Origin of the sequence: Pararhizobium qamdonense (assembly GCF_029277445.1) — a bacterium.
Taxonomy (GTDB): domain Bacteria; phylum Pseudomonadota; class Alphaproteobacteria; order Rhizobiales; family Rhizobiaceae; genus Pararhizobium; species Pararhizobium qamdonense.
The window spans coordinates 3,644,759-3,658,995 of sequence record NZ_CP119566.1; the positions used below are offsets into that span (position 1 = coordinate 3,644,759).

Annotated in this window: 10 protein-coding genes; 6 read left to right on the forward strand and 4 right to left on the reverse strand. The window is 60.8% G+C overall.

Going from position 1 to position 14,237, the window contains the following annotated elements:
- Window positions 1–88 precede the first annotated feature (88 nt).
- Together PYR65_RS17905 and PYR65_RS17910 are read left to right on the forward strand one after the other, a co-directional pair.
- Window positions 89–1,063 (forward strand): L-threonylcarbamoyladenylate synthase, encoded by a 975-nt coding sequence (locus tag PYR65_RS17905; RefSeq protein ID WP_276118953.1) that lies wholly within the window; start codon window positions 89–91, stop codon window positions 1,061–1,063.
- Window positions 1,064–1,067: 4 nt separating this feature from the next.
- Window positions 1,068–2,501 (forward strand): FAD-binding oxidoreductase, encoded by a 1,434-nt coding sequence (locus PYR65_RS17910; RefSeq protein WP_276118954.1) that lies wholly within the window; start codon window positions 1,068–1,070, stop codon window positions 2,499–2,501.
- A 9-nt stretch (window positions 2,502–2,510) separates the two neighbouring features.
- On the opposite strand, the gene PYR65_RS17915 is transcribed toward PYR65_RS17910, so the two are convergent.
- Window positions 2,511–5,117, reverse strand: coding sequence for a DUF1217 domain-containing protein (locus PYR65_RS17915; protein WP_276118955.1), 2,607 nt, complete (start codon window positions 5,115–5,117; stop codon window positions 2,511–2,513).
- A 349-nt stretch (window positions 5,118–5,466) separates the two neighbouring features.
- On the opposite strand from PYR65_RS17915, the gene PYR65_RS17920 reads away from it, so the two are divergent.
- Complete coding sequence (locus PYR65_RS17920; RefSeq protein WP_060636459.1) at window positions 5,467–6,033, forward strand: DUF6101 family protein; 567 nt, start codon at window positions 5,467–5,469, stop codon at window positions 6,031–6,033.
- A gap of 310 nt (window positions 6,034–6,343) precedes the next feature.
- Here PYR65_RS17920 and ubiA read toward each other — a convergent pair whose 3' ends face one another.
- The 3 genes from ubiA to PYR65_RS17935 form a co-directional block, all read right to left on the reverse strand.
- Window positions 6,344–7,303 (reverse strand): 4-hydroxybenzoate octaprenyltransferase, encoded by a 960-nt coding sequence (ubiA, locus tag PYR65_RS17925; RefSeq protein WP_276118956.1) that lies wholly within the window; start codon window positions 7,301–7,303, stop codon window positions 6,344–6,346.
- Window positions 7,304–7,369: 66 nt separating this feature from the next.
- The gene (locus tag PYR65_RS17930) at window positions 7,370–8,149 is read right to left on the reverse strand and encodes a MipA/OmpV family protein (protein ID WP_276121100.1); all 780 of its coding nucleotides are present in this window, start codon (window positions 8,147–8,149) and stop codon (window positions 7,370–7,372) included.
- A 291-nt stretch (window positions 8,150–8,440) separates the two neighbouring features.
- A complete protein-coding gene (locus PYR65_RS17935) occupies window positions 8,441–9,259 on the reverse strand; it encodes an AraC family transcriptional regulator (protein WP_276118957.1) in 819 nt (272 codons plus the stop codon).
- Window positions 9,260–9,368: 109 nt separating this feature from the next.
- Here PYR65_RS17935 and PYR65_RS17940 point away from each other — a divergent pair, with 109 nt between their 5' ends.
- The 3 genes from PYR65_RS17940 to PYR65_RS17950 all read left to right on the forward strand — a co-directional run bounded on the left by PYR65_RS17940 (window position 9,369) and on the right by PYR65_RS17950 (window position 14,150).
- On the forward strand, window positions 9,369–10,568 hold the full coding sequence (locus PYR65_RS17940) for an MFS transporter (protein WP_060636462.1): 1,200 nt from the start codon (window positions 9,369–9,371) through the stop codon (window positions 10,566–10,568).
- A 148-nt stretch (window positions 10,569–10,716) separates the two neighbouring features.
- A complete protein-coding gene (locus PYR65_RS17945) occupies window positions 10,717–11,760 on the forward strand; it encodes a polyamine ABC transporter substrate-binding protein (RefSeq protein WP_060636535.1) in 1,044 nt (347 codons plus the stop codon).
- A complete protein-coding gene (locus tag PYR65_RS17950; RefSeq protein WP_276118958.1) occupies window positions 11,757–14,150 on the forward strand; it encodes a putative bifunctional diguanylate cyclase/phosphodiesterase in 2,394 nt (797 codons plus the stop codon). Before PYR65_RS17945 ends, PYR65_RS17950 begins: the two co-directional genes overlap by 4 nt.
- Window positions 14,151–14,237 lie beyond the last annotated feature (87 nt).

Consider the following 14,237-nt stretch of genomic DNA (forward strand, 5'->3'; position numbering starts at 1 on the left):
CTTGGCAATACCCGGCCTTGCGCTGTAAGGAAACGCCATCGCGCCTGCCTGTCTTTCGTAAGAGGGCGCATTGACGTTTGGAAGCTTGATGGCCCTGATCATAGACACGCGGACCGAGCCGGACCGAGCCCTGACGATCGCCTGCGAGACGCTTCGCGAAGGCCTGCCGGTGGCGATCCCGACCGAGACGGTCTATGGGCTGGCGGCGGACGCCACCAATCCCGATGCCATCAGCCGCATCTATGAAATGAAGGGCCGCCCGCGCTTCAATCCGCTGATCTGCCATGTCTCGGATTTCGCGATGGCCGAGGCCTATGTCAGCTTCGATCCGCTGTCGCGGCAACTGGCCGAAGCCTTCTGGCCCGGACCGCTGACCCTGATCCTGCCGTTAAAGCCAAACAGCGGCGTACACCCGCTGGCCTCGGCCGGTCTCGACACGCTGGGCATCCGCATGCCGGACGGATTTTCCCGGCAGGTGATTGCCCGGTTCGGCAAACCCTTGGCAGCGCCCAGCGCTAACACATCCGGCAAAATCAGCCCGACCAGCGCTGCGCATGTCGAGACCGATCTTGGCGGCAAGCTGGCGTTGATTCTCGACGCCGGCGCTGCCGAAATCGGCTTGGAATCGACCATCATCAAGGTGGACGGCGATGACATCCGGCTGCTGCGGCCCGGTGGCCTGGATGCCGCCGAGATCGAGGCACTGACCGGCAGGACCGTCACACGGCCGCAAACGGCGGGAGCCGTGATCGAGGCGCCGGGCATGCTGGCATCGCATTACGCGCCGGGTGCTGCCGTGCGGCTGAACGCTACGGATGTCAAAGCCGGTGAAGCGCTGATCAAATTTGGCGGCAAGCCCTTGGCCGGCGAGGAAAACGCCGTTGTCATCCTCGACCTCAGCCCATCGGGAAACCTGCGCGAAGCGGCTGCCAACCTGTTTGCCTTCATGAAACGGGCCGATGCGTCCGGCGCCAAGACCATTGCCTTTGGCATGATCCCCAGCGAGGGCCTCGGCGAGGCCATCCTCGACCGCATCGAACGCGCTGCCGCACCACGGGAATGAGCCTATGACCAACACCCTGCCCTCCGCCGATCTGATCGTCCGCTTTACCGCCATCGTCGGCGCCGCCAACGCGCTGACGGATGAGGCGGATATTGCGCCCTATCTCGTCGAATCCCGTGGTCTCTACAAGGGCAATGCACCGCTGGTGCTGAAACCCGGCAGCGTTCAGGAGGTGTCGCAAATCCTCAAGCTTGCCAGCGAAACCGGTGCGGCGATCGTGCCGCAGGGCGGCAATACCGGCCATGTGGCGGGGCAGATTCCGCGCACGGGCGCCCAGGATATCGTCCTGTCTCTGGCACGGCTGAACCGCATCCGCGATATCGACCCCGTCGGCAATGTCATCGTTGCCGATGCCGGCTGCATCCTTGCCGATATCCAGAAGGCGGCGGAGGCCCATGACCGGCTGTTTCCGCTCTCGCTCGGTTCGGAAGGTTCCTGCCGGATCGGCGGCAATCTTTCCACCAATGCCGGCGGCACCGCCGTGCTTGCCTATGGCAATATGCGGCAACTGTGCCTGGGCCTCGAAGTGGTCTTGCCAACAGGTGAAATCTGGGACGGGCTGCGGCGCCTGAAGAAGGACAATACCGGCTACGACCTGCGCGATCTGTTCATCGGCGCCGAAGGCACGCTGGGCATCATCACCGGCGCGGTGCTCAAGCTGTTTCCGCAGCCGCGCGGCCATCAGGTTGCCTTTGCCGGCCTGAAAAGTGTCGAGGATGCGCTCGCCCTGTTCGACAAAGCCTCAAGCCTGTGCGGGCCGGCGCTCACGGGTTTCGAACTGATGCCGCGCCTGGGAGTCGAATTCACCGCAAAGCATATTCCCGGCGTGCGCGATCCGATGGAGACGGTGCATGCCTGGTACGCGTTGATCGACATTTCGACCGCCGATTCAGCCGAAAGCGCCGAACGGATGATGCAGGCCGTGCTCGAAACCGAAATCGCCAGCGGCCTGATCGAAAATGCGGTTGTCGCCACCAGCGAAGCGCAGCGCAAGAGCCTGTGGCACATGCGCGAAAGCATGTCGCCGGCGCAAAAGCCGGAAGGCGGGTCGATCAAGCACGACGTCTCGGTGCCGGTCTCCAGCATTCCGGCCTTTATGGCGCAAGCCGATGCGGCCGTGATGAAGGCCATTCCCGGTGCACGCATCTGCTCGTTCGGCCATATGGGCGACGGCAATATCCACTACAACATCTCGCAGCCGGTCGGCGCCGACAAGGATCAGTTCATCGGCCGCTGGCGCGAGATCAACGCGATCGTTCACGGCATCGTCCTGTCGTATAACGGCTCGATCTCGGCAGAGCACGGCATCGGCCAGCTGAAGCGCGACGAATTGGCAGACGTCCGCCCGGCGATCGAGATCGACCTGATGCAGCGGATCAAGCACGCGTTCGACCCGGCCGGGATCATGAACCCCGGCAAGGTGCTGAAGGCTGATTGATATCCGGCATCAGAAGCCGCCCAGGCGCAGCTGCGAGAGGCCGAATAGCGTATCGGCGCTGATGCCGCCGCCACCACCGCCCGACAGGATCAACTGGGCAGCGGAAATATCGACATTGTTTTCGACGTCGTAAAGGGCTGTGAAGCGCAGCAGCAGCTTCTCCAGCTTGTCCGGATCCTGCAGGTCCTTCACGTCAAGCAGCCGGTTGATATAGGCATATTGCACGTCGACATCGGCACTCGACATGGCCTCGGGGATGCTGAATGTGGTCTGGATGACCTGTAGAAGGGCGCTGTCGGCCAGAAGATCGTAAGCGGTGTTGATGCCGCTCGCCTGACGCCGAAAATAGAGTGCAAGCCGCACGCCGGCATTGTCCTCGCCCCTTTGCTGCTCCAGGGTCTGGTTGAGATAGAGATCTTCCGTCTCGAGCAGGCCGCGCTTGGTCTGGATACCCAGTTCGGGGCGGGCGAGCTCGCCCTTGCTGTCGAAATTATAGGAGGCGACGAGTTCCTTGTAGATCGTCGTGTCCGGCTCCTTGTTGATGAAGCTGTCCGGATCGCTGAAATCGGATTGAAACATCTTGCGGACGTAGTCGGTCGACACTTTTTCCGGATCCAGCCCGGCGGAAACAAGCACGAAATCGACCAGGCGCCGGTTGGACAGGAGCTCGTCGAGGGATTTGACCTTCGCTATCTCGGCGCTGTAATATTTCGCTTCCTCGGTCGCCTTGGTCTTGACGTCCTCGGTCGCGAAACGGCTCTTTTCGATGACATAGGACTTGGCGGTGTTGAGGATTTCGGATTCGGCCTGCGCCAGCATCGGCACGCCGGCCGATCCGTCCGCATTGAAATTGAACGCCTTTGCCAGCTGCAGATAGCGGTCGTCCTTCAGCGTATAGACATAGCTCTTCGGATCGGTGAGATCGCTGGTCAGCACCCTCCTGATCTTGCGCGCCGTGTCGCTTTCGTTTTCAAGGCCGACCGCAGTCAGCGCCAGTTTCATGATCTTGGTGTCTGCAATCAGATCATCGACATTGGAGACGATCTTAATCAGGCTCTTGAAGGAATTGATCAGGGTCGCGTCAGCCGCTTCGTCGGCATCGTTGTAGCGCACCATGTAATTGTCGGAGGTCGTCTTGATCTGCGCCGCCGTCTGCGGCTTGTCGCCGGCGGCAAGCGTCCCGTCCGTCTGGAAGTTGAACGCGGCCCGCAAGGTCTTGTAGGCGGCATTGTATTCGCCTCCCTTGGTGTTGACGTAGCTTGCCGGGTCATTGGGATCGCTGGTCAGAATGCTTTCGAGCATCGTGACCGTGGTGCTCGACGGCAGGCCAAAGGCTGTGAGGATGTAGGAATAGAGCCGGCTGTCACCCTTGATCTGCGCGACCGTAGTGACGTTGGCAATCGTTTCCTCATAATAGGCCTTGTGCAGCACGGCGACCGAGTTCGTCGCGCGCGGCGCCTTGTAGGCGTAGACTTCCTGGGTCGCCTTGCGGCTGTCTGCCGCCTGCGCCGTTCCGCCCGACGGCACGGAGCCATCCGCTGCGAAATCATACATCAGGGCCAGGTCCTTGAAGACGGCGATCCGCGCGATCGTGGCGGTGCTTTCCTGCTGTTTGGTCTGCAGGTCGGTGGCGTAGAAATTCACGCCCTTCATGGTTTTCAGCGCGGTCTGGCGCTCGTCGATCTCAGCCTGGAACGCAGCCTTCTCGGCCTCGGTGACATCCGGCTGGTTCATCTGCGTGCGCAGATCGCGGATTTCAGCCTCGACGCCGGCATAGGCATCGATATTGGAGGTCATTTCCGGGAAAGCGGCATCGATGGTGGCAATATTGTTCTGCAGCGTGGTTTTTTCGGCCTGCAGCGTCACCTTGTCTTCATCCGATGTCTCGGGCCGCGCGAGCAGAGCATCGATATTGGTGATGCGCGTCTGCGACTGGACACGGCTCGACAGGGCCGAAAGCGCCTGGTCGGACGAGGCCTTGGTGGCGATTGCCGCGTCCAGCGCGGGAGCGAAGTTGGTGTTGAAGTAGCTGTTCGGATCGTTGAGATCGCTCGTCAGCGCGCCGCGCACCTGGGCATAGTTGAAATATTTCGCGTCAACGCCGAAGACCTGAAACGTGTAGGACCGCAACCTGTCATTCTGCAGGAGCTGGTCCACGTTGGTGATCGTGTCCATCATTGTATCGTAGTAGCGCGTCTCCTGGACCATCTTTGTATCGATGTTGGAGACCGACTGATTATACAGGCCGATCAGCGCGTCTTCCTGTGCATCACTTTGGACCACCTCGGTCGACTGGGAGAAACTGAATGCCCTGGCGAAATTCTGGTAGCGGTCATCCGTCAGCATATTGGCGTAGCTGTTGTCGTCGCTAAGGTCGCTCTCCAGCACCTTTCGCATGAAGGCCTTCGCATAAGTCATGTCTTCCAGGCCATGTGCCTTCATGGCATAGGCATAGAGCCTGTAGTCGCCGAGGAACTCGTCGATCGAGGTGACGTTGCCGATGTTGGCCTTGTAATACTCGGTTTCGCGGGCGACCAGCGTCTGCTGCGCGGTCCGCTGAAGACTGGTCTTCATGTCGCGCGTGAGGAGGTTGTAGTCGATGTAGGTGGAAACCATTGCCGCTCTGCCGATCGCCTGAAACCGCCCGGCGCCAAGGGGCAACGACGGACGCAATGCCGCGCAGTGCGGCCATATTAAGAGACACCATCGCCGGTCTTGCTTGTGCGTGGCTTTTCCTCACCCCGGCGGCGCGGGATTGGGGGATCGGCAAAATTCTGCCGATTTTCTTCAGATTTGAGAAACCCTGCTGCGTTGGCCTTTGCTAACCATCAGGAAATGCAAAGTTTTTTAACTGCGATTTTTAAGTGGTCTCAAACCCGGCCCGCCTATCCTTGGCTCACAGAGGACGAAAAGTCCCGACGAGAAGACCGGGAACCGGCTCTCAAGGAAAACAAGGGCGATTGAAATGCTAAAGACACTTTCCCAACCGGCTTGGGTTGAAACCACACTGCGACTGGATCCAAAGCGCTTTCCCCAGCAGGCAAGCTATACCTTGCACGGACAGTCCAGCAATGTCACCATAAGCCTGGACGAGCGTGGAGCTGTCCTGCGCAAGGTTTTGCCATCCAGCGGCCTGCCGCTGTCGATCGCCCTGCCGGCTCGCGCCTTCAAAGGCGTGGCCGCCCGTGCCATCGACCATGGAGACGGAGAAGTGACTGTGACGCTTGAACTGCATCATGACGACCCGGATCTCTGCATCCCGCTTCTGGTTGCCCACGATCTTTCCGACATTGCCGCCGACTGGCGCACCTGGTCGGAAGCCTACCGGATCCCGATGCTGATGGTCGAAGCCGACGGCGTCGCCCGCCCGCTGGAAGAGCATCTCGGCGAAGTCCGCACCCGCGATATCAAGCCGCGCCGCCGCCACTCCCTGTTCAACGACCGCCGCCCGCGCTTCCTGATGCGCCGCGCGACCGGCAGCCTGGGTGTCAACATGAAGATAGACGGCCGCGAGATCATCGCCCGCAACTGAGTTTCGACACAATCTCCAAGCCTTCCTCCAGTGCAAACGACCGGCTGTCCCTGCAGCCGGTTTTTTGTTTGTTTTTTCAGATGCTTAACAAGCCTCTGAAAAACCCCGGAAGCGCCTTCTTGATGCCACAGGCAGACAGCACATTGCCGGCACGAGAAGGAGACAGATCATGCGCACATTCATCCTTGCGGCTATTGCCGCCTTTTCCGCCCGCTTTGCCAGAACAAAGAAGACCCGCGAAAAAGACATGAGCTGGGCTTAAGCCTCGAGATACTTTGCCCACGGCCCTCCGGCCATCCGGAGGGTTTTTTTATGCAAGCCGAACAATCAGGGCTGCACAAAGGCTAAGAAACAGGATCAGCCCGACGACGTTGTTGAACTTGAACAGCGTCAGGCATTGGGCGGCATCGTGGATGTCGAGCACGAGGATCTGATAGAACAGAAGTACGGCTGCCATCAGAAGTCCGAGATAGGCAAGCAGCCCGGCGCCAGCCAGCGCAAACGCCACGAACAGCAGCAGAATCGTCAATCCGTAGAGCGCAAAGAGCCAGGGGCGCGGACGATCGCCGAAGCGCCGCGCCGTCGAGCGCACGCCGATCAGTTCGTCATCCTCCTTATCCTGATAGGCATAGATCGTGTCGTACCCCACCGTCCAGGCGATGGCTGCGGCGTAGAGGACAACCGGGGCCAGCGCAATCGAGCCGAATTCCGCCGCCCAGCCCATGATCGCGCCCCAGGAAAAGGCAAGACCGAGGAAGAATTGCGGCCAGTCGGTAAAGCGCTTGGCAAACGGATAGACGGCGACGAAAACCAGCGAGAAGATGCCGAGGCCAACGGAAAAGCCGTTGAACTGCAAGAGCACGATCAGCCCGGCAAGCGCCTGCAGCACCATGAAAACCTTGGCCTGCAACCGCGTGACGCGGCCCGACGGCAGGGGCCGCGAGCGGGTGCGCGCCACCTCCATATCGATATCGTGGTCGATGATGTCATTATAGGTGCAGCCGGCGCCGCGCATGGCGACAGCGCCGATGAAGAACAGCAGAAGATGGAAGACGAAGCGGCCCGCCGAAAACGTGCCGAGCGCCGCCGCCGCGTTGGCGGCAAGTGCCGCCGACCAGAAGCAGGGCCACATCAACAATTGCCAGCCGATCGGCCGGTCCCAGCGGGCAAGCTGCGCATAGGGCCAGAGCGGCCTTGGCAGCACGCGGTACACCCAGTTGTTGGACGGCGCATCGTAGACGCGCCCGGAATCGGCAGGACGTGTGGTCATGCCGATTGTTTGCAGCGCCAGCGGCCGCCGGTCAAGCAGGCAGACCCCCGCATGGCAGGCTCCGGCCTATTCCAGGGTGAAATCGAAACGGTAGGTGGCCGACAGGCCGACGAGGAACTGATTGCGGCTGCCGCCTTCTTTGACGATGCTCGAATCAGCTGCCGGGCCCATCAAACGCTTGTATTCGGCAAAGGCGCTGGCTTCGATCTTTTCGGTCGCCTGCCAAGTGATGGCGGCTCCGGCGCCAACAGAGTTCAGGCCACCGGAGGGCGTATATTTCGAATAGCCGGATTTTGCCGCTTCCGACCCGTTGATGCCGTAATAGGCGTCGAAATAATCGCTGGTGGCCGCCGAGAGGCGCGGGCCGGCGGACAGGCGCACAGTATCGGTGACGTCGATGAAGCCATCGGCCGCCACATCGGCGACGATGCCGTGATGGCTGCGGATGCCTTGGCGCAATTCGGCACGGATGCGCAGCCAATCGGTCGGATAGACTTCGGCAAAGCCGCCGAGTTCGCCGCCGAAGCGGACGGGATCAATGCCCTTCAGATCGGAGGAGGTATCGTCATCGCGCTCGAAGATCAGCTTGCCGACGACACCGGCGCGGAACGCACCCTTATCGACGAAGGCAAAAGCCGGATTGTCGTTGCGCGAGGAAAACCGCACCGTGCTGCCGGCCCGGCCAAGCGAAATCAGCGGCGCTGCCTGGAACAGGCGATCGGACGAGCCATCATATTTCGGGCCGAGAAAGCCGGTGGCGCCGACTTTCAGGTACCAATCGCCGGACCAGAAATGCTGGCGCTCCTGCGCCTGAGCGCCGGCGGACGTGGCAAGAAACAACCCCATGGAAAGGGCAAACACGGATCGGTTGAACACGTCGCAACTCCAGACAAACAATGCTTCGTTAAGCGGCTTAACACTAGGGATCTATACACCAGGGATCGATGATAGGAGCCCATAGGATCGGCTCGATTTTCGTTTCCGGCCGGAAGAGGCCGTCCTATGGTCTCCTATCATCGATCCTTGGTGTTGTAGGCTTTGCCTCACTACCATCCCGTTAACCAGCCGCCTTTAGCAATTATTTTCCATAGGCGGCGCAATCGGCCCCGCATTGTCGCCAATTTGCCATAGCCGAGGTCACGCCAGCGTGCGCGATTTCAGATAGGTGCTGGGTGCGCTTCCAAGCATGCGCCGGAACATCGTGGTGAAGGCGGCGATGTTTTCATACCCGGCATCGAGCGCCACATTGGTCACGGGCTCGCCCTCTGCCAGCCCCGGCAGCGAGGCGAAAATGCAGGCCTGCTGGCGCCAGGTGACGAAGCTGACGCCGGTTTCGGCGCGAAACAGCCGGGTGAAGGAGCGGCGGCTCATGCCAAGGCCACTTGCCCATTCGTCGATACCGGCATTGGCGTCGGGTGACTTCAGGAAATGCCGGCAGAGGCGGCCAAGCCGGGCGTCGCTGGGAAACGGCAGGCCGAGCGGCCGTTCCGGCAACAGACTGATTTCGTCCAGCAAAAGCTCGATGATCAGCCGCTTGCGGCGCGGCGTCAGCGGCTTTTCCTCCGCAAGCACCAATTCCTCCATCAGGCTGGAGGCAAGCGGTGTCACTTCCAGGACGCGCGGCTGAACCGCAGAGATCACTGTGGGATCGGCATAGATCGAATGCATTTCGACATCGCTGATCATCTCGCTGAAATGTTCGAGCCCTGCTGGGATGAGCAGACCATGACCGGGCGGGATCATCCAGCGGCCGCCGGCGGTATTGACCAGCACCACGCCGCGCCGCGCGCACCAGAGCTGCGTCTTCGTATGGCTATGCGGAAGCCCGCGCGAACCCGCCGGATAATGACGGCCAAGCGCTGTAATGGGATCATCGTTCAAATCGATCCATTGCAGGTTCTCAATATGGGTATCATCGCCCGCGGGATCGCGGGATTTGAGGTCGTATGTCTGCATTTGGCCCACTCTCGAAAGAATACGACCAGAGCACAAAAGCAGGCCATACTCAAGCGATGTAGAGACAGCGCATATTCATGTCTACACTACCGTCGGCGAGGAAAAGAGCATGGCGAGCATCGCATCACCCACTGGCATCAGCCCGGAAAAGACGGCGGTCTCCGTCATCGTGGCCGTCAGCTTCTGCCATATGCTGAACGATATCATGCAATCGCTTTTGACATCGCTCTATCCGCTGCTGAAGGAAAACTACGCGCTGGATTTCGTGCAGATCGGTCTCTTGACCTTCGCATTCCAGGTGACCGCATCGCTGCTGCAGCCTGCCGTGGGCGTCGTCACCGACCGCTGGCCGATGCCGTTTTCGCTGCCGGCCGCCATGCTGTCGACCTGCGCGGGTTTGATCACCCTTGCCAATGCCCATCATTTCTACGTGCTCGTCATCGGCGCCTGCCTGATCGGCATCGGCTCGGCGATCTTTCATCCGGAAGCCTCGCGCGTGGCACGGCTTGCCTCCGGCGGCCGCCATGGCCTGGCCCAGTCGCTGTTCCAGGTCGGCGGCAATACCGGTACGGCGATCGGGCCGCTGCTCGCCGCGTTCATCGTCATTCCACAGGGACAGGGAAGCCTCAGCTGGTTCTCGGTGATTGCGCTGACCGGCTTCATGGTCTTGTCCTGGGTGAGTGTCTGGTATACACGCCACCGCCGCAGCTCGGCCGGCCGCAAGCCGGTGAGCCGCACCCTGCCCTTGCCGCGCAACCAGGTGATCTGGACGCTGATCGTTCTCGTCATCCTGACGGCAACGAAGAATGCCTATCTGTCCAGCCTGTCCAGCTACTTCACCTTCTTCACGATCGAGAAGTTCGGCGTCGGCGTGCAGGAAGCGCAGATGCTGCTGTTCCTCTTCCTCGGCGCATCGGCTGCCGGCGTGATCTTCGGCGGGCCGATCGGCGACCGTTTTGGCGCGCGCTTCGTCATCTGGTTCTCGATCCTCGGCGTCATCCCCTTCGCGCTGCTCCTGCCCTATGCCAACCTGTTCTGGACGGCGGCGCTGGTCGTCATCATCGGCTTCATCTTTTCCTCGGCGTTCTCGGCCATCGTGGTCTTTGCCCAGGAGCTGGTGCCGGGCCGGGTCGGGCTGATTGCCGGCATGTTCTTCGGCTTTGCCTTCGGCTTCGGCGGCATCGGCGCGGCGGTGCTCGGCATCTTTGCCGACCGCAACGGTATCGAGTTCGTCTATACGCTGTGCTCCTACATGCCGCTGCTCGGCCTCTTGACGATCTTCCTGCCGAAGCTTCCCAGCCATCGGTAAGGTGTGGCTGACGGGGAAGGCATTCCCGTCGCCGTGACGAAATCTCTCCCGGTGGCAGTTCACCCAATTGCAACCGGGACATCCCATTGTAAGTATTCATCAAGTATTGAGCGATAAGTTCGGCCCGGGGACTATCGGGGTGAATATGATGCGCAACTTACTTATGGCCGCTTCCGCTGCGCTTGCCGCGTCATTCGCGCCAGCGCCCGCGCAGGCCGAGACGCTCAACCTGTTGATATGGGAATCCTATATCGACCAGAAGATCCTCGACCGCTTTACGGAAAAGACCGGCGTCACCGTTCACCAGATCTATTATGACAGCGGCGACGCACGCGACGAGGTGCTGTCGGACCCCAGCAGCAATATCGACCTTGCCGTCGTCGGCGAAAACGGCGCCGAACTGTTCGGCAAGCGCGGCGTGCTCGAACCCCTGTCCGGCCAAAACGTCGCTTCGATGAACGACTACAAGCCCGAATGGACGTCACGTTGCGCCGGCTATGCCATGCCCTATCTCTGGGGCACGATGGGCATCGTCTACCGTTCCGACATGGTCAAAATCGCGCCCACCTCCTGGAACGACCTGATGGCGCCGGACCCGGCGCTGAAAAAACATATCGCCATGTACGACGATCACAACGAGGCCTTCATCGCGCCGCTGATCATGCTGGGCAAATCCATCAACGCCAATGACAACGAGACGCTGAAAGCCGCCTTCGAGGTAATGAAGAAGCAGGCTCCCTTCGTTCTCACCTATGACTATGTGATTACCTCGATCCAGAGCCCTGAAAACGGCAAGAACATCTACATGGCGCTGGCCTATAGCGGCGACCAGCATGTGCTGAACGAGAAAGCGGGGACGCCGGGCGTCTGGCGCTATGCGGTGCCGAAGGAAGGCACGCTCTCCTGGCTCGATTGCATGGCCGTCACCGCCGCCTCGCCGCGCAAGGCGCTGGCCCTGCAGCTGGTGGATTTCATCGGCTCGCCGCAAAGTGCGGCCGATAATGCCCTGGCGCTAACCATGCCCGCCGCCAGCGACAAGGCGCTCGAACTCATCCCCGCCGATATGCGCGCCAACCAGGAAATCTACCCGCCCGCCGATATCATGGCGAAAAGCCAGTACCAGAAGGAATTGTCGATCCAATCGATCCAGACGCGCCGGCGCATCATCAGCTCGATGGCAAACTTCCAGTGACACTTGGCAAGCGCGCGTTCTTCCTGATCTTTCCGGTCGTTCTGGCAGGCTATCTGCTTGCCGCCCTCTCGGTCTATTTTATCGAGAGCCGCGCGGTGCTGGCTTTGGAGCGGACGCGGCTTTCGCAGCAGCTCGACCATATGGCGGCACTGTTCCGCAACGAGGTCAGCCAGAGCCGGAGCTTCCTCTACTCGATGCTGGAGGGCAACGCGGTGCGTCTGTTCGTGTCGGAATCGGACGAGGCATACCGCAACAATGCGCTGGGGCTGCGGCTGCAGCAGAGCGTGCGCTCGCTGTCCGACGATCCGAAGAAATTCATTTCCTTCGCCATCCTCAATCCCGACCTGACGCCGGGTTATTACTTTGAAAACAGCGACGATCCGTTTGCCGAGATCGGTCCGGCGCAGTTTGCGCTGGCAAGCCGGCTGGCCGGTGGCAGCCAACTGCGCGACTGGAGCTTCCTGCACGACACGGAGACGCGGCAACTGATCGTCTATTCGGAATTCATCGACCCCGTCACCTTCAGCCGCCCGCTGCCGAGCGCCAAGGCCGATGCGCTGCTGGTGCAGGTGGCGATCGAACCGACGCAGTTTCTGAGCATGCAGCGCGCCCTGCAGCACGAATATGAAGCCGATATTACATTCGAGACCGCACCTCAGCCGTCATCCTCCACCAATCTCTCCGCCGCCGTGCGCATGGCGCCCTCGCTGTTTGCCACCATGACGGTGCCGCCGTCGCATGGGTCGGGCAATATGGGGCAGCTGAAATTGCTGCTGGTTTCCGGCGCGCTGGTGATGAGCTTTCTCTCGGTCGGGCTGATGATCGCGCTGATCCGCCGGTTCATCACCAATCCGATCTCGGCCCTCGACCGGCAGGTAACGGCGGTAATGAGCGGCGAGAATGCGGATATCAGAGAGACCGGCGCGGAAGGCGAAATCGGCCGCTTGACCGGCAATATCAAGCAGCTGCACGACCAGTCGCAGCGCGCCTTGAACCTGGTGCAGCAGGCGTCCTGGACCGATACGCTGACAGGCATCAGCAACCGCGCCCATTTCAACATGCTCGCCGCCGACATCATCAACTCGGTGACCACAAAGGGCGGCCATTGCAGCCTGTTGTTCATCGATATCGATCACTTCAAGTTCGTCAACGACAAGTATGGCCACGAGGTCGGCGACGACCTGTTGCAGACGCTGGCGATGCGGATCGAGGCTGTGATCAGCGGCATCGTTGCGCGCCGGCAGATGCTGCCGGCCGTCTTTGCCCGCCTGTCCGGCGACGAATTTGCCGTTCTCGTGCAATCGACACCGCGCGACGGCACGATCCGGGAAATGTGCGCTGCGATCCTTGGGCTGTTTTCCAACGGCTTCGAGGTGCGCGGCAAGTATTATCCGGTCACCGCCAGCATCGGCGTCGCCATCTGCCCGACGGATGCCAATAATCTTGCCGAACTGATCTCCAATGCCGATGCGGCGATGTACCAGGCCAAGACCGACGGCAAGAACCGCTCCTCGCGCTTTTCGCGGGCGCTGCAGGACAAGCGCGACCGCATCCGCCAGATCCAGGAGGAACTGCGGCTGGTGGATCCGGACGAGCAGTTTCACCTCGTCTACATGCCGATGGTCGATACCGGCGGCAAGGTGATCGGCTGCGAGGCGCTGTTGCGCTGGCATTCGCCGGTGCTCGGCAATATCACGCCCGACGAATTCGTGCCGATCGCCGAAAGCACCGGCCTGTTTACCAAGATCGACTGGTGGGTGATCAACCGGGCCATGTCGGAATATCACCGGCTGAAGCAGCTTTTCGGCCCCGAGACTGTCCTTGCAATCAACATCTCGTCGGCGGAGCTGCACTCCAAATCGATCAGCGACTACTTCTCCGATTGCGCGGCAAGGCACCGGCTCGATCCGCGTGTCATCGAGATCGAGCTGACGGAAACCTATGCGGTCAAGCTCGGCGACCAGCTGCACCGCAATATCGAAACCCTGCGGGAACGCGGCTTCCGGATTTCCATCGACGATTTCGGCGCCGGCTATACCTCCGTGCAGCAGATCATCGAATATACCGCCAACACCATCAAGCTCGACCGGGCCCTGGTGCAAAATCTTGCCAACGAGGAATCGCTTCCGGCGCTAAAGGCGATGATCGCGCTCTGCCACGCGCAGGAGATGATTGTGGTTGGCGAAGGGGTGGATACGCCAGAAAAGCTGGCAATGCTGACGGCGGCCGGCTGCGATCATTTCCAGGGCTATCTCATCAGCAAGCCGCTGATGCTGCCGGAACTCACCATCTGGGCCTTGAAGCAGACGGCGAAAATTGCCGGCCCTGCAGACGACTATTCGTGCTTTACTGATCGCGACCGCCAATCCGGGATATCCAACCTGTCCTGAAGGCCTGTCTCGCCGCCATTGCAGCGATTTTTCCTTGACCTTGGAGCGCCCTCGCCATAGAGCCCCCTACGACAAATGGGGCTCTTG